The sequence below is a fragment of the uncultured Aquimonas sp. genome, assembly GCF_937888285.1.
In the GTDB taxonomy this organism is placed as follows: Bacteria; Pseudomonadota; Gammaproteobacteria; order Xanthomonadales; family Xanthomonadaceae; genus Aquimonas.
Genome location: NZ_CALART010000112.1, coordinates 1 through 19,205, shown reverse-complemented (window position 1 = coordinate 19,205; position 19,205 = coordinate 1). Strand labels below are relative to the sequence as shown.

The window sequence follows — 19,205 nt, the reverse complement described above, 5'->3', positions numbered from 1 at the left end:
GGGGATTCTGGCCTTGACGCCGTCGCGACTTATGCTCGATCTGAGCATAACGAGGGCGTAATGCTAAGTTTGAGCATAAGTCCCGTCAAGCCGAGACGCCCGCCACACGCCACTTCGGCTGCTGTCGGCGCGGCCCTCATTCAGTTGCGATAGCAATGCTCGGCGCGGCCGCGCCAGCGGGAGATCACGCTCTGGCGGGCAGCGCCTCTACCCAAACCACCTCGATCCGCGCCAGCGTCGCCAGCAGCTGGCGCTTCTGCCGCGCCTCCTCGCGCTCGAACAGCAGCACCTCGATCGGCCGCCACAGCGCGACCCAGCCCAGCACCAGCAGGCCCTCGATCAGCACTTCGCTGAGCGGGCCATGCCAGTCGGCGAGCAGCTGGCGCAGCAGCAGGCTGGCGGCCAGCACGGCGAAACCGATCGCCACGATGCTGCGGTAGCGCCGCTGGCTGGCGCGATGGCGACGCTCGGCCTGTGCCTGCAGGAAGTGGAAATGGGCGTGGATGGCCGACTCGATATCGAGCCTGCGCTCCAGCAGGTCCGGCGGGGCATGGATGCGCAGGCGCAGACGGATGCCCGGCGCGTGTTCGCCGGCGCAGTCGCGCAGGTAGGCCTCGAAATCGACGTCCAGCGACTTCTCGCGGAAAGGCGAAGGATCGAGCGAGTCGAACAGCTGCTCGATACGCTGTATGCGGATCTCGATGTCGGCAGTGTCGAGGGCCATGGGCCTCCGGGCGATGTCCGTGAATACGTATTCAACGCAGCTGCACAACAGGCGTTTCGGCCCCAGCGGTTAGCGTACGCCCCAGGCCGCGGGGGCGGCCAAGGAGTCAGCACATGTCGAGCGGCGCGCTGCAGTGGAGCATCTTCATCGGCTTGACCGCCCTGGTCGCCGTGCTGACCTGGTGGCGCTGCCGGCGCGCCGAGCATTCGGCCGAGGCCTCGCGCGAGTACTTCCTGGCTGGCGGTGGCCTGACTTGGCCGATCGTCGCCGGCTCACTGCTGCTGACCAACATCTCGGCCGAGCAGATCGTCGGCATGAACGGCGCGCAGATGGCACTCGTCGCCTGGTGGGAATTCGGCGCCGCCGTTGCCCTGATCGTGCTCGCCAAGGTGCTGGTGCCGCTCTACTACAAATACCGCTGCACGACGACGACCGAACTGCTGGAGCACCGCTTCGGCGACCCGGGCATCCGCGCGGGCGTGGGGGTGCTGTTCCTGTTCGGCTATCAGTTCATCCTGCTGCCGGTGGTGCTCTACACCGGCGCGGTGTTCATGAAGTCGATGTTCGGGCTCGACTTCTCGGTGCTGACGATTGCCGCCGCCTTCGCACTTGCCGGGTTGGCCTACGCCGCCTTCGGTGGGCTGCGTGCGATCGCGATCTCCGACACCTTCAACGGGATCGGCCTGCTGGTCATGGGCCTCGCGGTCACCGCCTTCGCGATGGCCGCGATCGACTGGGATCTGTCGGGCATTCCGGCCGAGCGCTTCAGCCTCATCGGCGACGCCGACTCGGACATCCCCTGGACCACCCTGCTGACCGGCATGTTCTTCGCCCATCTGTTCTACTGGGGCACGAACATGGTGATCGTGCAGCGCGCGATGGCGGCGAAGACGGTGCGCGAGGCGCAGAAGGGCATCTATGCCGCCGCCGCCTTCAAGCTGGTGATCCCGCTGATCGTGGTGCTGCCGGGCATCATCGCCTACAAGCTCTACGGCGATATCGGCGACGTCGCCTACGGTCGCCTGGTGGGCGATGTGCTACCACCCTGGCTGTCGGGCGCCTTCGCCGCGGTGATTGCCGGCGCGGTGCTGTCCAGCTTCAACTCCTGCCTCAACTCGGCGGCGGCGCTGTACACGCTTGACCTGCACGTGCGCTACATCGATCCCAAGGCCAACGTGCGCCGCATCGGCCAGTCGGTGGCCGTGGTCGCCAGCGTGGTCGCGGTCGCCCTGGTGCCGCTGTACCAGAACTCGCAGAGCATCATCGCGACCCTGCAGCAGTTGAACGGGCTGTACTCGATGCCGGTGCTGGCGGTGTTCCTGGCCGCGGTGTTCTTCCAGCGCCCGGATCCGCGTGCGGCCAAGATCGCCCTGCTGTTTGGCGCCGCCCTGTATGCCTGGTTCACCTTCGGCTGGACGCCCCTGCACTACCTGCATCTGATGTTCATCACCCTGTTCTCGGCACTGGGCCTGATGTGGGTGCTGGGTCGGGTGCTGCCGCCGCGCGCCGTGGCGACGGCCTCAGGCTGAGATCGAGTCGCTGGCGACGCCGGCGAGCGCGCGCAGGCGTGCTTCGTCGGCGTCTGACAGGCCGCCATGCACGCGGCCGCCGGCAATCCGCAGCACGCAGTGCTCGCGCTTCACCGTGCCTGCGGGCAGCGCGTAGATCGCGCCGATCAGCTCGCGCAGCGGGACCGGATAGCGCCATAGCGACTTCAGGCGGTCCGCCAGCGGACGCCCATAGCGGGCCACGCAGGAATCAAGCCGCTGGGCATCCTCGATCGCGCCGCGCTGCTTCTGCCAGTGTTCGAGGTGGAAAAGCGCGCACATCTCGCCCATCCGATGCAGCAGGGCCGCAGTGTGGCTGGGGCCACTGTCCAGCCGGGCCACGTCGCAGAGCGCTCGCACCTCGGCGGCGACCCGCTCGGCCACGTCCATCTCGCGCTCGGCCAAAGCCTGCAAACGCGGGTCATCCCAGACGGCGGCCTGGCGGAAAGCGAGCACGGTGGCGATGTCCAGGCTGGCACGCAGACCCAGCCGCTGGATCGCCTCCACCAGACTGCGCGCCAGGACGCCGCTCGGGTTGTAGGCACTGCTGTTGGCCACTGCGAGCAGCCGCGTCGACAGCGCCGGATGCCGCGCCCAGACCTCGGCAAGCTCGGCCGGACCGGTCGAGGCGTCCTCGGCGTCGAACTGCAGCAGGTCGCGGGCGCCGGCCATGACCGGCAGCTCGATATCGCCCTCGCCCAGGCCTTCGAAGTAGGCCTCGACGCTGGTCGATTCCCCGGTTGCCGCCGCCAGCGCGTCGGCTCCGGCAAAGTAGGGCCGCAGCCGTTCGAGCAGGATTTCGGGATTGAAGGGCTTGGCGATGAAAGCGTCGGCGCCGTGGCTGCGCGCAGCAATCACGCTGGCGCGGTCGCTGCGGCCGGTGATCATCAGCACCGGCGGTTTCGGCAGCAGCTTGCCGATCGCCGGCAGCAGGCTCAGGCCCGATCGCCCCGGCAGGTTCCAGTCGCAGATCACCAGCCGGTAGCGATGCGGCTGCAGCGAGGCGAGCGCCAGATCGACATCGCTGAACCAGTCGACCTCGGTGCCCGGCGCAGCCGTGCGGATCAGCAGCCGCAGCAGGTCGGCCATCTGCACATCGTCCTCGACCAGCATCACCCTTTGCGCCATCGCCTGCCACTCGGTGAACTCCGCGAGATTCTAGAGGCTTGGCCCGCGCACCACGACCTAGACCTCAGTACGGGGCGCCGCGGGCATCCCTAACCCAACCACCACATCTGGGGTTGACTGGCTGTGCCGACCCCAATATGTTGTGTGCGTCGGTGCCGACTGCTCGTCGGCTTAAAACGGGAAGCCGGTGCGAAGCCGGCGCTGCCCCGCAGCGGTATGTGGAAACGACCGCCGTCATTGGCACTGGAGCTCGGAGGCTCCGGGAAGCGACGGCCAGTAGGTGCCCGGTCTCGGCCGGGTGTGTCCGCGAGCCCGAAGACCTGCCGACAGCCGTGCGCCGCACACACGCACGGTACCGGCATCAGGGCTTCCGCGGGGAAGCGGCCGGACGCACTCGCACGGGCCGAACGGCCACGCGCTGCGTCTTGTCGTTTGATCGGTGGAGAGTCCAACGCCCGAGGGGGCGTTGCCGCAGTCGTGCGCGCGACCGGCCCGTGCCGGTCGAGGCCTGCGTCTGTGTCGACGCCTATCCAAGCGCGCGACTCCGCGAGGGAGGGGCCGCGCACCGTGCGTCACACGGACCCAACCCATGCACACACAGGACACCCCTGGCGCTGCGACCGAAGCGCAGAGACCGGCGTCGCTCGACGCCAGCGCAGCGGACTCGAATCGCATCACTGGCTGCAGGGCCCCAGCTCTGCCCTCCCTTGAACTCCGCCCGCCGCACGACGCCCCCGGCATGTGCGTGACCAAGCGCAGCGGTCGCCGCGAGCCGGTCGATCTGAACAAGATCGTGCGCGCGGTAACGCGCTGCTGCGAGGGCCTGCACTCAGTCGACCCGATGCGGGTCGCCACCCGCACCATCTCCGGCCTCTACAACGGCGCCAGCACGCGCGAGCTGGACGAACTCTCGATCCGAACGGCCGCGCTGCTGACCGCCGAAGACCCGGAGTACGGACGTCTGGCGGCACGCCTGCTGGCCCAGGTGATCGAAAAGGAAGTCGCCGGCCAGGAGATCCACGCCTTCTCGCAGTCGATCACCCGCGGCCATGAGCTGGGCCTGATCAACGAACGCCTGCTCGGTTTCGTGCAGGCCAATGCGCGCAAGCTCAACGACGCGCTCGATGCGACCCTGGACCGTGGCTTCGACTACTTCGGCCTGCGCACGCTCTATGACCGCTATCTGCTGCGCCATCCGCACGCACGCAAGGTCATCGAGACACCGCAGCAGTTCTTCCTGCGCATCGCCTGTGCGCTCAGTGAGGACGTGCCGGAAGCCCTGGCACTGTACCGGCGCATGGCCCAGCTCGAGTACCTGCCGAGCTCGCCGACGCTGTTCAACAGCGGAACGACACATGAGCAGCTATCGTCCTGCTTTCTGCTGGACTCGCCGCAGGATTCGCTGGAATCCATCTACCAGCGCTATGGCGATATCGCCCAGCTGTCGAAGTTCAGCGGTGGCATCGGCGTCAGCTATACGCGGGTGCGCTCGCGCGGCTCGCTGATCCGCTCCACCAATGGGCACAGCAACGGCATCGTGCCCTGGCTGAAGACGCTGGATTCGTCGGTGGCCGCAGTGAATCAGGGTGGCAAGCGCAAGGGAGCGGCCTGCGTATACCTGGAGACCTGGCACGCTGACATCGAGGATTTTCTCGAACTGCGCGACAACGCCGGCGACGAAGCGCGGCGCACGCACAATCTGAACCTCGCCAACTGGGTGCCCGATCTGTTCATGAAGCGGGTCGAGGCCGATCAGGATTGGTCGCTGTTCGATCCGCGTGTTGTGCCCGAGCTGACCGACCTGTATGGCGATGCCTTCGAGCGCGCCTATGCGCAGGCCGAAGCCCAGGGCAAGGCGGCGAAGTCGGTGTCCGCGCGCAAGCTCTACGCGCGAATGATGCGCACGCTGGCCGAGACCGGCAACGGCTGGATGACCTTCAAGGACAAGTGCAACGCGGCCAGTAACCAGACCGCCAGGGCCGGCAATGTCATCCACCTGTCGAACCTGTGCACCGAGATTCTCGAGGTGACCTCGGCCGAGGAAACCGCGGTCTGCAACCTCGGTTCGATCAACCTTGCTCGGCATTTCGATGCCGATGGCCAGTTCGACTTCGAGACCTTGGCGGAAACCGTGCGACTGGCCGTGCGCCAACTCGATCGGGTGATCGACCTGAACTTCTATCCGATCGAATCGGCGCGCCGCGGCAACCTGCGCTGGCGACCAGTGGGCCTGGGCTGCATGGGCCTGCAGGATGTGTTCTTCCGGCTGCGCCTGCCCTTCGGCAGCGAAGCGGCACGCGCGCTGTCGGCGCGCATCGCCGAAGAGATCTACCTCCACGCGCTGGAGACATCGGTCGAACTCGCACAGGAACGTGGACGGCATCCGGCCTTTGCCGATACGCGCGCGGCCCGCGGCGAGCTGCAGTTCGACGCTTGGGGCGTGACGCCGTCCAAGGCCGAGCGCTGGAACGCGCTGCGCGCACGCATCCAGCAGCATGGGCTGCGCAACTCCCTGCTGATCGCGATCGCCCCGACCGCGACGATTGCCTCCATCGCCGGCTGCTATGAATGCATCGAGCCACAGGTCAGCAATCTGTTCAAGCGGGAAACATTGTCGGGCGACTTCCTGCAGGTCAACCGCTACCTCGTCGATGAGCTGAAGAAGCTGGGCCTGTGGACAGCCGAGATGCGCGATGCGATCAAGCTGGCCGAAGGTTCGATCCAGAACATCCCGCAGATTCCCGAGCCATTGCGGCAAATCTACCGCACCGCGTGGGAGCTGCCGATGCGCTCGCTGATCGACATGGCCGCCGAGCGAGGCGCCTACATCGACCAGTCGGCCTCGCTGAACCTGTTCATGGAGAGCCCGAACATCGGCGCGCTGTCCTCCATGTACATGTACGCGTGGAAGCAGGGTCTGAAGACCACCTACTACCTGCGCTCGCGCCCGGCAACGAAGATCGCCAAGGCCACGGTGTCGGCGTACACGCCGACCGAGGCGGTGGTGTGTTCGCTGGAGAATCCCGAAGCCTGCGAGGCCTGCCAATGAGCACTAATTCTGCAAGTCAGACCAGGCAGATGCTGCTCGACCCCGGCTACGAGCTTACCCTGAGACCCATGCGCTACCCGCAGTTCTACGAAAGGTATCGCGATGCGATCAAGAACTCATGGACGGTGGACGAGATCAATTTCCAGATCGACATCAGCGACCTGCACTCGAAGATGACGGCAGCGGATCGGCATCTGATCCACCGGCTGGTGGCCTTCTTCGCCACGGGTGATTCGATCGTGTCCAACAACCTGGTGCTGAACCTGTATCAGCACTTGAATGCGCCGGAAGCGCGGATGTACCTGTCGCGGCAGCTCTACGAGGAAGCGCTGCACGTGCAGTTCTACCTGACCCTGCTCGACAACTACCTGCCGGACCCCGCTGAGCGCTTCAAGGCCTTCGCTGCGGTGGAGAACATCCCTTCGATCCGCAAGAAGGCCGAGTTCTGCTTCAAGTGGATCGGCAGCCTGCAGGATCTGAAGCGCATCGAGACGCGCGAACAGCGCCGGCAATTCCTGCTGAACCAGATCTGCTTTGCGGCCTGCATCGAGGGGCTGTTTTTCTTCGCCGCCTTCGCCTATGTCTACTACTTCCGCTCGCGCGGCCTGCTGCCGGGCCTGGCCTCGGGCACAAACTGGGTGTTCCGCGACGAGAGCTGCCACATGCAGTTCGCTTTCGAATGCGTGCGCACGATTCGCAGCGAGGAGCCCGAGCTGTTCGACGAAGCGATGCAGCAGCAGGTCTACGACATGCTGGAAGAAGCCATCGAATGCGAGCTCGCGTTTGCCGAGGACGTACTATCGGGCGGCGTGCCGGGCATCTCGATGCGCGACATGCGGCAGTACCTGCAGCACTGCGCCGACCAGCACTTCGCCAAGCTCGGACTCCCGCAGCGTTACCACGTGCGCAATCCCCTGCCCTTCATGGAGCTGCAGGACGTGCAGGAGCTGACCAACTTCTTCGAGCGCAGAGTCTCGGCCTATCAGGTGGGCGTCAGCGGCGAAGTCGCCTTCGATCACGCGTTCTGATCGATCCAGAGCGCGCTGCTGAAACGCGAAAGGCCCGGCAGTGCCGGGCCATTCGCGACCGACCTCCATCGGCCAATCGTCTACTTCACGCCGAGTTGGTCGAGCAGGAAGGCGTAGTACTCGGCGGCCTCGCGGAAACGCTGGAAGCGACCCGACTTGCCGCCGTGGCCGGCTTCCATGTTGGTGCGGAAGACCAGCAGGTTGTCGTCGGTCTTCTTCGCACGCAGGCGGGCGACGTACTTGGCCGGCTCCCAGTACTGCACCTGGCTGTCCCACAGGCCGGTGCCGACGAAGGTCGCCGGATAGGCCTTGGCTTCGATCTGGTCGTAGGGCGAGTAGGCCAGCATGTAGTCGTAGTAGGTCTTGTCCTCGGGGTTGCCCCACTCGTCGTACTCGTTGGTGGTCAGCGGGATGCTGGCGTCGAGCATGGTGGTGACCACGTCGACGAAGGGCACTTGGCTGACGATGGCGCGGTACTTCTCGGGCGCCATGTTGGCCACCGCCCCCATCAGCAGGCCGCCGGCGCTGCCGCCCATGGCGGAGACGCGATCGGCAGCGGCGTACTTCTCGGCGACCAGGAAATCGGTGACGTCGATGAAGTCGGTGAAGGTGTTGACCTTCTTCAGCAGCTTGCCGTCCTCGTACCAGGCGCGGCCCATCTCCTGCCCGCCGCGGATGTGCGCGATCGCGTAGACCATGCCGCGGTCGACCAGGGACAGCACGTTCGAGTTGAAGGCCGGGTCGATGCTGTTGCCGTAGCTGCCGTAGCCGTACTGCAGCAGGGCCGAGCTGCCGTCGCGCTTGAAGTCGGCGCGATGCAGCACGGTCACCGGCACACGGGTGCCGTCGCGGGCGGTGGCCCAGAGGCGCTCGGTGACGTAGTTCTTCTTGTCGAAGCCACCCAGCACCGGCTGCTCCTTCAGCAGCTTGCGCTCGCTGGTCACCACATTGAGCTCGAAGGTGGTCGCCGGCGTGGTCAGCGAGGTGTAGGTGTAGCGCAGCCAGTCGGTCGAGGGCTCGGCGTTGACCGACAGGCCCATCGAGTAGGCCGTCTCGTCGGCGGCCACGTACTGCTCGCTGCCGTCGTTCTTGCGCAGGCGCAGGCGGGTCAGGCCCTGCGAGCGCTCGTCGACCGCGATGAAGCCATCGAACAGGGCGAAGTCCTCGATGAACACGCCTTCGTCGTGGGCGATCAGGTCCTGCCACTGGCTGCGCGCGCGGATGTCGTTCTCGCTGGCCTGCATCAGCCGGAAGTTCTTCGCCTCCCAGTTGGTGCGAATCACCCAGCGCTCGCCCAGATGGTCGGCCGAGTACTCGAAGTCGCGCTCGCGCGGGGCCAGGATCTCGAAGTCACCCGGAGCCGCCGCCAGCGTGCAGCGCATCTCCGAGGACACGGTGCTGCTGACGCTGATGCAGATGTACTTGTCCGAGGTGGTCTTGCCGACGCCCATGTAGAAGCTGGGATCACGCTCCTCGTAGACCAGGCGGTCATTGCCCTCGGCCTGACCCAGCGTATGCAGGCGCACGCGCGTGGTCAGCAGGGTCTCGGGATCGTTCTCGACGTAGTAGAAGCTGCCGCTGTCCGCGGTCCAGGCGATGCTCGCCGACAGCCCCTTGATCTCGACCGGCAGCAGCTCGCCGGTTTCGAGGTTCTTCACCCGCAGGGTGTACTGGCGGCGACCGCTGGTGTCCTCGAAGTAGGCCATCAGGCGGTTGTCGGGGCTGATCTCGTAGCGCGCGATCTGGAAGAAACCCTGGCCTTCGGCCAGCGAGTTGACGTCCAGCAGCACCTCTTCGGGCGCCTCCATGCTGGCCTTGCGGCGGGCGTGGATCGGGTACTCGCGGCCTTCCTCGAAGCGGGTGTAGTACCAGTAGCCGTTCTCCTGGAAGGGCACGCTGGCGTCGTCCTGCTTGATACGGCCGACCAGCTCGCCGTAGAGCTGCTCCTTCAGCGCGGCCAGCGGTGCGAGCATGGCGTCGGCATAGGCGTTCTCGGCCTGCAGATAAGCCAGCATCTGCGGGTCCTTGCGACTGTCGTCGCGCAGCCAGTAGTACTCATCCTGGCGCACCGCGCCGTGCGGCGCCTTGACTTCATGCGGACGGGTTTCGGCCACCGGCGGCGTCGACGCATTCGTCGCGGCGCTGTCGGCAGCACCCGCGCCGGCATCAGGGCCGCGCGAACAGCCAGCGACCGCGAGGATGGAAGCGGCCAGCGCGGCGAGCCGCGGCAGCTGGCGATAGGGGGCATGCATGCTCATGGGGTCTCCTTCCATGCAGAACCCCGGCCTGCGCTTGCAGACCGGGGTCGGGTGTGGGTTCTGGGGCGTGTGTTCGCCGCAGCCGCCGAAGTCTACGCCGGCTGCGGGTCGAGCGAGATCAGCCCTTGGGGAACAGGTGCTGACGCAGGAAGCTGTAGGCGATCGCCTGCATGTAGGCGCGCTGGCCGTTGTCGGCCGCACCGCCGTGGCCACCCTCGATGTTCTCGTAGTAAGCGACGCGGTGGCCCTGCTCCTGCATGCGCGCGAACATCTTGCGGGCGTGGCCCGGATGCACGCGATCGTCGCGGGTCGAGGTGGTGAACAACACCGGCGGGTACTTCGCGTCGGCCTTGACGTTCTGGTAGGGCGAATACTTCTGCAGGAACTCCCAGTCGGCGGTGTCGGGGTTGCCGTACTCGGCCATCCAGGAGGCCCCCGCCAGCAGCAGGTGGTAGCGCTTCATGTCGAGCAGAGGCACTTGGCAGACCACGGCGCCGAACAGCTCGGGATACATCACGGTCATGTTGCCCATCAACAGGCCACCGTTGCTGCCGCCCTGCATGCCGAGGTGGGCCGGCGCGGTGATGTTCAGCGCGATGAGCTCCTTCGCGACCGCCGCGAAGTCCTCGTAGGCCTTGTTGCGGTTGGCCTTCAGCGCGGCCTGGTGCCAGCGCGGGCCGTACTCGCCGCCGCCGCGGATGTTGGCGACCACGTAGACGCCGCCGTCCTGCAGCCAGGCGCGACCGACCGCACCGGAATAGCCGGGCGTCAGCGAGATCTCGAAGCCACCGTAGCCGTACAGCAGGGTCGGGTTCCTGCCGTTACGCTCGATACCCTTGCGCGCCACCATGAAGTAGGGGACGCGGGTGCCGTCGTCGCTGGTCGCGAAGCCCTGGGTGATTTCGAGCCCCTCCTTGTCGAAGAAGGACGGCATTTCCTTCAGCTTGGCCTTCTCGCCCAGCAGCTCGCCGAGGTAGAGGGTGGTCGGGGTGAGGTAGTCGGTGCTGGTCATCCACACCAGGTCCGACTTTTCCTCGTCATAGGCGCTGACCGAGACCGTTCCGAAGGCCGGCGCACCGGGCAGCGGCTGCGAGGCCCAGGGCTGGCCCGCTTCGGCCGCGGGCGTCAGCACGCTCAGGCGGTTCTTGACGTCCTCCAGCACGTTCAGCACCAGATGGTTGGCGGTGAAGCTGTAGCCCGCCAGCGAGGTCGTGTCGCTCGGCTCGAAAAGCACGGTGAAGCGGCGCTCGCCGGCGAGGAAAGCATCGAGCTTGGCAGCCAGCAGGCTGCCCGCGGCGAACGTGGCCTCGCCCGCCGTCAGCGGCTCGCGAAGCTCCAGCAGCAGCCAATCCTTGTGCACCGACTTGTTGGCGCTGTTGGGGGCGTCGATCCTGGTCAGCGTGCCGCCATCGCCAAGCAGGTAAAGCTCATCGTTGTAGAAGGCCAGGGTGCGCGAGACGAAGCTGCGCTCGTAGCCGGGCGTATCGTCGTGGGTGGCGGCGATGTACATGTCATCGGCCTGGCCCTCGTACACGGTCTCGGCACTGGAGATCTCGGTGCCGCGCTTCCAGCGCTTGGCGATGCGCGGATAGCCCGAGCTGGTCATCGAGCCGTCGCCGAAATCGGTGTAGACGAAGACCGTGTCCAAGTCGATCCAGCCCATGCCGCCCTTGGCCTCGGGACGGAAAAACCCGCCCTCGACGAAGGACTTGCTCGCGATGTCGAACTCGCGGGTGACGTTGGCGTCGGCTCCGCCGCGCGACAGCGACAGCAGGCAGCGGGTGTACTCGGGCCGCAGGCAGTCCGAGCCCGCCCACACCCAGTTCTCGCCCTCGGCCTTGTTGAGCGCGTCGAGGTCGAGGATCACCTCCCACTGCGGCGCAGCTGAGCGGTAGCTCTCCAGCGTGGTGCGGCGCCACAGCCCGCGCGGATTGTTGGCGTCCTGCCAGAAGTTGTAGAGGTAGCCACCCATCTCGCGGACGAAGGGAATCTTGTCGTTGGAGTCGAGGATCGCGCGCAGGTCGTCGCGCAGCTGGGCGAAGCCTTCGAGGCTCTCCAGCGAGTCCTTGGAGGCGGCGTTCTGCGCGCGCACCCAGTCGAGCGCCTTCTCGCCCTCGACATCCTCCAGCCAGAGGTAGGGGTCTTCGGCTGCAGCCACGCGGGTCTCCTCGGTCTTGGCGGGTTCTGCCGGGGCGGCAGCGGGTTCGGGGGCGCTGCCGCCGCAGCCGGCAAGAAACAGCGAAGCAAGTGCCGCGGCCAGCAGGGCGCGGGCGGGACGGTAGCGGGAGGTCATGCGAGTCTCCGATAGGGGTGGGACAAGGCTAGGCGGGGGCGCCCTGCGCGGGCAGGGCTTGAAGTCACGAGGCCGGCTCATTCCCCCATGAACCGGCGATGCGCGTTGACCGACATGATGATTCCGAAGCCAGCCAGCAGGGAAACTGCAGAGGTGCCGCCATAGCTCATCAGCGGCATGGGCACCCCGACCACCGGGAGCACCCCCGAGATCATGCCGCTGTTGAGCACCACGAACAGGAAGAAGGTCATCGCCAGCGCGCTGCCGACCAGGCGGGCGAAGGTGTCGCGCGACTGCGCGACGATCCACAGGCTGCGACCGATGATGAAGGCGAACAGCAGCAGCATCCCGACCACGCCGACCAGCCCGAACTCCTCGGCGAACACCGAGAAGATGAAGTCGGTGGTGTGTTCGGGCAGGAAGTCGAGCCGCGACTGTGTGCCCTCGCCCCAGCCCTTGCCGAACACGCCGCCCGAGCCGACCGCGATCTTCGACTGGATGATGTTCCAGCCCGAGCCCAAGGGATCGCTCTCGGGGTCGAGGAAGGTGGTCAGGCGCGCGCGCTGGTAGTCCTGCAGGAAGTACCAGCCAACCGGCGCGATGGCTAGACCCGTGCCCCCCATCAGCGCGATCCGGCCCCAGCCAAGCCCAGCGAAGAAGACGACGAAACAGCCCGAGGCCGCCACCGTGACGGCACCGCCGAGGTCCGGCTGCAGGGCGATCAGTCCCGCCGGCACCGCGATGATCGGTGCACACAGCAGCAGGGTGATCCAGCGCGGCGGCAGGGTCTGGCCGTGCAGCAGCGCCGCCACGGCCATCGGAAGGGTCAGCTTCACCAGCTCCGCAGGCTGCAGGTAGAACACCCCGAGGTTCAGCCAATGGCGGCCGCTGCGCCCCGTGCCCATCACCGGCACCAGCAGCAGCAGCAGCAGGCTCAAAGCGAAAAGCCAGGGCGTCCACAGGCGCAGCTGCTGCGGCGGCACCAGCGCGATGGCCCACAGGGCGGCGAAGCCGACGCCGAAGCGCAGCGCCTGGGCCATGAACAGCTGCGGATTGCCGTGGGTGGCGCTGTGCAGCGTCAGCAGTCCCGCCGCAGACAGGAGCAGCAGGCCCGCCAGCAGCGGCAGGTCAAGACGCGGGACCAGCGCGCGCAGCAGGTGGGTGCCCAGCATCGGCAGCCGGTTCATGTGGGCTCCCTCAGGATCCAGGCATCGAGGATCTGGCGCGCCACCGGTGCTGCCGCCCGCGTGCCCGAGCCTCCGCCCTCGATGACGATGACCAGAGCGATGGTCGGCGCATCGGCAGGGGCGAACGCAACGAACAGCGCCAGGTTGCGTTGGCCGGTCGAGAGCGTCGACTGGTCCACTTCGGTATCCCCCGTGCGCCCCACCCGCTGGGCCGTGCCGGTCTTGCCGGCAATCCGATAGGGAGAGTCGGCCGCGTAGGCCCTGGCCGTCCCGGTCGGAGCGTGCATCACCGCCTCCATGCCCGCCACGACCGCGCCCAGGTTCTCGGGTCGCAGCGGAATCGGCGGACCCAGCTCGGCGGGCGGCACATCGACGATCTCGGCGTCGAAACCCTGCTGGACCGCGCGCAGCAGGTGCGGCGCCCGGCGCTGCCCCCCCGAAGCCAGGGTCGCCATGCCCTGCGCAAGCTGGAGCGGCGTGGTCACCCAGAAGCCCTGGCCGATGCCGGCGATGACGGTCTCGCCGGGATACCAGGGCTGGTTGCGCGCCGCACGCTTCCAGGCAGGTGTCGGCAGGATGCCGCCGGCTTCGCCGACGAGGTCAATGCCGGTCGGAGCACCGAAGCCGAACTGCGCCGTGTACTGGGTCATGCGCTCGATGCCGAGATCCAGCGCCAGCTGGTAGTAGTAGGTGTTGACCGACTGTGCCAGGGACTCGCGCAGGTCGATGGTGCCGTGCCCACCCCTGCGCCAGTCACGGTACTCTCGCTGCTGCCCCGGCAGCCTGAAGGCGCCGCTCGAATACACCGTATCGGCCGGTCGGCGCAGACCCAGCTCAAGGCCTGCCAGTCCGATGAAGGGCTTCATCGTCGAGCCGGGCTCGTAGCCACCCTGCAGCACGCGATTGAACAGCGGACGCAGTGGCGCGTTCAGCAGTTCGGCATAGGCCGCGCGACCAATGCCGTTGACGAACGGGTTGGGGTCATAGCTCGGCAGGCTGACCATGGCCAGCACCTCGCCGCTCCTCGGGTCGATCGCGACCGCGGCACCCGGCTGGCCCGCAAAGGCGGCGACCGCGGCCTGCTGCAGCTCGACGTCCAGGCTCAGGTACAGATGCTGCCCCGATTCCGCCGGGTGGCGCTCGAGCACGCGCAGGGTCCGCCCTTCGGCGTTGATCTCCACGCGTTCGATGCCCACCTGGCCGTGCAGGCGGTCCTCGTAGTAACGCTCGATGCCGGATTTGCCGATATGGGTGGCGCCCCGGTAGCGGCCGGGATCGAGTCGCAGCATGTCGTCGGCGTCGATCCGCCCGACGTAGCCCACCACATGCGCCAGCAGATCCCCATAGGGATAGCGCCGGGTCAGGTAGGGCACGACATCGACACCAGGAAACTGATGGCGCTGAACGGCAAAGCGGGCGACTTCGGATTCACTGAGCCTGAGCTTCACCGGGATCGACTGGAACCGACGGCTGGCCAGACGATCGGCCTCGAAGCGCTGCAGCTCTTCCTCGGTCAGATCGAGCAGTTGGGTGAGGGCCGCCAGCGTAGCCGCCAGGTCCGAGACCTGCTCGGGCACGAGCTCGAGGCGATAGGCCGGCACATTGTCCGCAAGCAGGCGACCTGCGCGGTCATAGATCAGGCCGCGCGCCGGCACGATCGGCCGGGCACGAATGCGGTTGGCTTCGGACTGGGTCGCGTAGTCCTCGTGGCGGACGACCTGCAGGTAGGCAAATCGCGCGCCCAGCGCGGACAGCACCAGCAGCGCGATCACGAACGACACCGCTGCACGGGAACGGAACAGGCGGGCTTCCGCCGCCGGATCACGCAGTCGTCGCCCTCGCGGCATCGTTACTCGCCTCGCTGGCGCGCGCGCAGGCGCAGGCCATCCAGCGCAAGGAAAAGCCACGGCCAGATCGCCAGCCCCACCAGCGGCGACAGCCAGAACCCGGCCGGCGGTAGCGCCTCGCCCGAGAATCCTCGGATCATCAGCACCACCACCCGGTCATTGAGCAGCATCGCCGCGATCGCCAATGCCTGCTGCCAGAGCGTGAAGAAGCGCAGCCGTGGGCGGAAGCGCAGCACGATGAAGGCGAGCATGCACAGCCTCAGCGCGTGCTCGCCAAGCAGGGTGCCGTGCAGGAGGTCGGCAGCGAGGCCAACGCCAAAAGCCAGGCCGAGCCCCACACGCTCGGGCGCCTCCAGCAGCCAGTAGCAGAGCACCAGCGCCAGCCAGAACGGCTTGATCCCGGCCCATTCCAGGGGAATCGGCAACAATCCCAGCAGCAGGGCGACGAGCAAGGAAATCGGCAGCAATGCCACGCCACGGACGCGCATCAGCGGCCCCCCTGCGGCGGTGCGGACATGAGTTCGACCGGCGGGCCAAACTCGGGCAGTGATTCGCTCATCCACAGCAGCAGGACTTCGCCGCTGCGATCAAGCCGGGCGGCAGGCCGCGCGCTGGCGACCAGGAACAGACGGGTGTCGTCGGCCGCGATCGAGGTGATCGCGCCGACTGCCAGGCCCGCAGGAAAGCGACCGCCGATCCCCGAAGTAACCAGTTCGTCCCCTACGGCGAGGTCTGCACTCTGGGGAATGTTCGGCAGGATCAGCTCGTCCGTGCGGCCGGTGCCGTAGGCGATGGTGCGCAAGCCGGTCCTGACGACCTGCACCGGCACGCTGTGGTTGGGGTCGGAGATCAGCAGGGCTGTAGAGGTAAGGGGCGACACCCTGAGGATCTGCCCCACCACGCCGTGCGCATCAATCAAAGCGAGACCCTCGCGCGCGCCTCGTTGGCTCCCCGCATCAAGCAAGATGCGGTGGCGGAACGGATCGAGATCGACGTCGAGTACGCTGGCCAGTTGGACGCTCAGCTGCAGGCCGCGTGTGCCGGAGAGCAGCTCGCGCAAGCGCAGGTTCTCCTGCTGCACAGCCGCCAGCCGATCCAGCCGGGCTTCGGCAACGAGCAGCTGTCGCCTCAGTTCGTCGCGTTCGCTCTGGAGGCGGTCGCGAGATGCCAGTGCATCGGTCGTGGAATCCACGATCTGGGAGGGCAGGCCTGCAAGCACATACAGCGGCTGAAGCAGCGCCGTGCCATGGGCGCGCACTCGCTCCATCAAGCGGGTGCGGTGGTCTGCGACCATCAGCGCAATGGCCGCAAGAAGGAACACCAGAAGCCGGATGGGCCCGACACCCGTCTCGGCAAACAGACCTGGGGTCAGGCGCGGGCTGAAGTTCACTGTGGACCGTGTTGGGTTGGGCGGCGAAACGCAGGCCTGGCGGCATTACGGCTGCACTGCCAGAGCGTTGTACGCTCTGACCACCGCGGCGCAGCCGTCGGATTCGGTGCGCTGCGGCGGCGAAAGAGTCCTGCGCCAGCGCGAGCGTTCACTCCGGTGCGAAGAAGTCGTTACCGTGCATGTCGATCAGCTCGAGCGCCCGGCCGCCACCGCGCGCCACGCAAGTCAGTGGATCGTCGGCGACGTGCACGTGCAGGCCGGTTTCCTCGGAGATCAAACGATCGAGATCGCGCAATAGGGCGCCACCGCCGGTCAACACGATGCCGCGCTCGGCCACATCGGCACACAGTTCCGGCGGCGTCTGCTCCAAGGCAGCGCGCACCGCACTGGTGATGCCGGCAAGAGGCTCATGCAGCGCCTCAAGGACTTCGTTGGAGTTCATTGTGAATGCGCGCGGCACGCCCTCGGCAAGATTGCGCCCGGAGAACTCGATTTCCCGCACTTCGGCCTGGGGGAAGGCGCAGCCGATCTCGATCTTGATCTTCTCCGCCGTGGTCTCACCGATCAGGGTGCCGTGGTTCCGGCGGACATAGCTGATGATGGCCTCGTCGAAGCGGTCACCGCCGATCCGCACGGACTGCGAGTACACGATGCCATTGAGCGAGATCACCGCGACTTCGGAGGTGCCGCCGCCGATGTCCAGCACCATCGCACCGCGCGCTTCGTGGACAGGGATGCCGGCACCGATCGCTGCGGCCATGGGTTCCTCGATCAGGAACACTTCGCGCGCACCTGCTTCTTCGGCAGATTCCTTGATCGCGCGGCGCTCGACTTGGGTCGAGCCACAGGGCACGCAGATCAGGACACGCGGGCTGGGGCGCAGGAAGCGCGAGCGGTGCACCTTGCGGATGAAATGCTTGAGCATCTCTTCGGTGGTGCTGAAGTCGGCGATCACGCCGTCCTTCATGGGCCTGATCGTGGAGATGTTGCCGGGCGTGCGTCCCAGCATGCGCTTGGCCTCATGGCCGACCGCTGCAACGGACTTGTGCGAACCGGGTCCACGATCCTGACGGATCGCCACGACGGAGGGCTCATTCAACACGATGCCCTGGTTCCGCACGTAGATCAGTGTGTTCGCGGTGCCCAGATCGATCGACAGATCGTTGGAAAACAGGCCTCGAAGGCTCTTGAACATGGCGCTGCGGGCTCCGACGGAAAAGCGCTCAAGCCTAGCAAGCGCTCATCACGCCAGCAAGGAAACAACATGCGATCGCTGGGGATCCAGACCGCTTGGTTCAGGCAGCCGCCAAAACTCCGCGAGTGGCCCGCGGACATCGCCCGTCTGCGACCAAGGTCCGCGACGCTCGCCACGGCTACCTCGCCTGCAGACTTCCTGAGCGCGGGCCCACTGCGGCCATGGAGTCACCATGCCCCGCGCCCGATCGCCTGGTTGCGCCGAAGCGTGCGGCCTTGGGCAGCTTGCTTCAAACTAGAGATCTTTGCAGCCCTCTGTTGCCCACCCACTTTTGCCGGCCATGCTCGCCGCCGGCTCACCGGAGCTCCCCATGTCAGCGCTCATCTGCGGCTCGCTTGCATACGACACCATCATGGTGTTCCAGGACCAGTTCAAGAACCACATCCTGCCCGACAAGGTGCATATCCTGAACGTCTCGTTCCTGGTGCCTCGCATGCGACGCGAGTTCGGGGGCTGCGCAGGGAATATCGCCTACAACCTGAAGCTTCTGGGGGGCAACCCGATCCCGATGGCAACAGTCGGCCAGGATTTTGCCCCTTATCGCGAGCACTTCGAAGGCTGCGGGATCACGCTGGATCACGTGAAGGTCATCGATGACCTGTTCACGGCGCAGGCCTTCATCACCACCGATCTGGACGACAACCAGATCACCGCGTTTCATCCGGGCGCGATGATGCGTTCCTACGAGAACCACGTCCGCGACGTCGATGGGGTCAAGTTCGGCATCGTGGGACCTGATGGTTATGAGGCGATGCTGCAGAATGCTCGCGAGTTCGCTGAGCTGGGCATCCCGTTCATTTTCGACCCAGGGCAGGCCATGCCGCTTTTCAACGGGGGCGAGCTGCGGCAAATGATCGAGCAGGCGACCTATGTCACGGTCAATGACTACGAGTCCAGCTTGCTCCAGGAAAAGAGTGGCCTCAGCAGCAAGGACATCTCGGAGCGCGTGGACGCGTACATCATCACCCGCGGCCCGAAGGGTTCCGAGGTACATACGCGCTCAGGAATGATGCATGTGCCCGCAGCGAATGCGATGCGCGTTGTCGATCCCACCGGCTGCGGAGATGCCTACCGGGCCGGCTTGATCTTCGGATTGATGCAGGGAATGGATCTGGCGACATCCGGCCGGATTGCTTCGCTGATGGGAGCCCTCAAGATCGAACATCTCGGGCCGCAGAACCAGCGCTTCGATTACGAGGAGTTTTCGGAGCAGTTTCGGCAGCAGTTCGGATATGCGCTGAAGTAGCAGTTGCGCTGGTACTTACAAGGGAAAAGCCCACCGTTTGGTGGGCTTTTTTTGCTTAGGGCGGCTAATTTTTCTGCGGAATTAGCAGGCACGTGGATGGGTAATCATGCGGCCCTATTGAAATCACAACGGTGAAAGGACCACAGAACCATCCGGACTCACGTTCGCGAAGATCCAGCGGACGAGGCGTCAACGTGCCAAAGAAAAAGGGCTGTCCCTATTGGGACAGCCCTTTGGTGTAAGGCCCTGGCGA

Annotated in this window: 12 protein-coding genes, 1 pseudogene and 1 riboswitch; of the genes and pseudogenes, 4 read left to right on the top strand and 9 right to left on the bottom strand. The window is 66.3% G+C overall.

Features of this window, described 5'->3' with window-relative positions:
• Positions 1 to 184 precede the first annotated feature (184 nt).
• Positions 185 to 724 carry a hypothetical protein gene (locus Q0654_RS21690; protein WP_298857352.1) on the bottom strand — a complete coding sequence of 180 codons (540 nt, stop codon included), beginning with the start codon at positions 722 to 724 and terminating at the stop codon, positions 185 to 187.
• 113 nt (positions 725 to 837) lie between these two features.
• On the opposite strand from Q0654_RS21690, the gene Q0654_RS21685 reads away from it, so the two are divergent.
• On the top strand, positions 838 to 2,253 hold the full coding sequence (locus Q0654_RS21685; protein WP_298857350.1) for a solute:sodium symporter family transporter: 1,416 nt from the start codon (positions 838 to 840) through the stop codon (positions 2,251 to 2,253).
• Here the strand turns inward: Q0654_RS21685 and Q0654_RS21680 are convergent.
• Entirely contained in the window at positions 2,245 to 3,384 is a 1,140-nt protein-coding gene (locus Q0654_RS21680) for a response regulator (protein WP_298857348.1), read from the bottom strand. The two genes, Q0654_RS21685 and Q0654_RS21680, sit on opposite strands and share 9 nt — an antisense overlap.
• A gap of 148 nt (positions 3,385 to 3,532) precedes the next feature.
• Positions 3,533 to 3,742: riboswitch (cobalamin riboswitch) on the top strand.
• Positions 3,743 to 4,138: 396 nt separating this feature from the next.
• Here Q0654_RS21680 and Q0654_RS21675 point away from each other — a divergent pair.
• Together Q0654_RS21675 and Q0654_RS21670 are read left to right on the top strand one after the other, a co-directional pair.
• Positions 4,139 to 6,448 (top strand): ribonucleoside-diphosphate reductase subunit alpha, encoded by a 2,310-nt coding sequence (locus tag Q0654_RS21675; RefSeq protein ID WP_298857346.1) that lies wholly within the window; start codon positions 4,139 to 4,141, stop codon positions 6,446 to 6,448.
• Positions 6,445 to 7,476 (top strand): ribonucleotide-diphosphate reductase subunit beta, encoded by a 1,032-nt coding sequence (locus Q0654_RS21670; protein WP_298857343.1) that lies wholly within the window; start codon positions 6,445 to 6,447, stop codon positions 7,474 to 7,476. Before Q0654_RS21675 ends, Q0654_RS21670 begins: the two co-directional genes overlap by 4 nt.
• Positions 7,477 to 7,556: 80 nt before the next feature.
• Here the strand turns inward: Q0654_RS21670 and Q0654_RS21665 are convergent, their stop codons facing one another.
• The 7 genes and pseudogenes from Q0654_RS21665 to Q0654_RS21635 all read right to left on the bottom strand — a co-directional run bounded on the left by Q0654_RS21665 (position 7,557) and on the right by Q0654_RS21635 (position 17,646).
• Complete coding sequence (locus tag Q0654_RS21665; RefSeq protein WP_298857340.1) at positions 7,557 to 9,734, bottom strand: S9 family peptidase; 2,178 nt, start codon at positions 9,732 to 9,734, stop codon at positions 7,557 to 7,559.
• A gap of 118 nt (positions 9,735 to 9,852) precedes the next feature.
• Positions 9,853 to 11,904, bottom strand: a pseudogene (locus Q0654_RS21660) (prolyl oligopeptidase family serine peptidase); the annotation flags it as partial.
• Between the two features lie 200 nt (positions 11,905 to 12,104).
• Complete coding sequence (gene rodA / locus Q0654_RS21655) at positions 12,105 to 13,214, bottom strand: rod shape-determining protein RodA (RefSeq protein ID WP_298857337.1); 1,110 nt, start codon at positions 13,212 to 13,214, stop codon at positions 12,105 to 12,107.
• A complete protein-coding gene (gene mrdA / locus Q0654_RS21650; RefSeq protein ID WP_298857334.1) occupies positions 13,211 to 15,061 on the bottom strand; it encodes a penicillin-binding protein 2 in 1,851 nt (616 codons plus the stop codon). The genes rodA and mrdA overlap by 4 nt, the downstream gene beginning before the upstream one ends.
• Positions 15,062 to 15,063: 2 nt before the next feature.
• Positions 15,064 to 15,549, bottom strand: a complete 486-nt coding sequence (mreD, locus tag Q0654_RS21645; protein WP_298857331.1) for a rod shape-determining protein MreD — start codon at positions 15,547 to 15,549, stop codon at positions 15,064 to 15,066.
• A complete protein-coding gene (mreC, locus tag Q0654_RS21640; protein ID WP_298857330.1) occupies positions 15,549 to 16,451 on the bottom strand; it encodes a rod shape-determining protein MreC in 903 nt (300 codons plus the stop codon). The genes mreD and mreC overlap by 1 nt, the downstream gene beginning before the upstream one ends.
• Before the next feature lie 148 nt (positions 16,452 to 16,599).
• Positions 16,600 to 17,646 carry a rod shape-determining protein gene (locus Q0654_RS21635; protein WP_298857327.1) on the bottom strand — a complete coding sequence of 349 codons (1,047 nt, stop codon included), beginning with the start codon at positions 17,644 to 17,646 and terminating at the stop codon, positions 16,600 to 16,602.
• Positions 17,647 to 18,016: 370 nt separating this feature from the next.
• Between Q0654_RS21635 and Q0654_RS21630 the strand changes: the two genes are divergently transcribed.
• On the top strand, positions 18,017 to 18,952 hold the full coding sequence (locus Q0654_RS21630) for a carbohydrate kinase family protein (RefSeq protein ID WP_298857325.1): 936 nt from the start codon (positions 18,017 to 18,019) through the stop codon (positions 18,950 to 18,952).
• The last annotated feature ends 253 nt before the right edge of the window (positions 18,953 to 19,205 follow it).

Excerpts from the sequence above, each read along its gene's own strand:
- Q0654_RS21690 (WP_298857352.1), bottom strand. The coding sequence starts at position 724 with ATGGCCCTCGACACTGCCGACATCGAGATCCGCATACAGCGTATCGAG.
- Q0654_RS21685 (WP_298857350.1), top strand. The coding sequence starts at position 838 with ATGTCGAGCGGCGCGCTGCAGTGGAGCATCTTCATCGGCTTGACCGCC.
- Q0654_RS21680 (WP_298857348.1), bottom strand. The coding sequence starts at position 3,384 with ATGCTGGTCGAGGACGATGTGCAGATGGCCGACCTGCTGCGGCTGCTG.
- Q0654_RS21675 (WP_298857346.1), top strand. The coding sequence starts at position 4,139 with ATGTGCGTGACCAAGCGCAGCGGTCGCCGCGAGCCGGTCGATCTGAAC.
- Q0654_RS21670 (WP_298857343.1), top strand. The coding sequence starts at position 6,445 with ATGAGCACTAATTCTGCAAGTCAGACCAGGCAGATGCTGCTCGACCCC.
- Q0654_RS21665 (WP_298857340.1), bottom strand. The coding sequence starts at position 9,734 with ATGAGCATGCATGCCCCCTATCGCCAGCTGCCGCGGCTCGCCGCGCTG.
- rodA (WP_298857337.1), bottom strand. The coding sequence starts at position 13,214 with ATGAACCGGCTGCCGATGCTGGGCACCCACCTGCTGCGCGCGCTGGTC.
- mrdA (WP_298857334.1), bottom strand. The coding sequence starts at position 15,061 with ATGCCGCGAGGGCGACGACTGCGTGATCCGGCGGCGGAAGCCCGCCTG.
- mreD (WP_298857331.1), bottom strand. The coding sequence starts at position 15,549 with ATGCGCGTCCGTGGCGTGGCATTGCTGCCGATTTCCTTGCTCGTCGCC.
- Q0654_RS21635 (WP_298857327.1), bottom strand. The coding sequence starts at position 17,646 with ATGTTCAAGAGCCTTCGAGGCCTGTTTTCCAACGATCTGTCGATCGAT.
- Q0654_RS21630 (WP_298857325.1), top strand. The coding sequence starts at position 18,017 with ATGTCAGCGCTCATCTGCGGCTCGCTTGCATACGACACCATCATGGTG.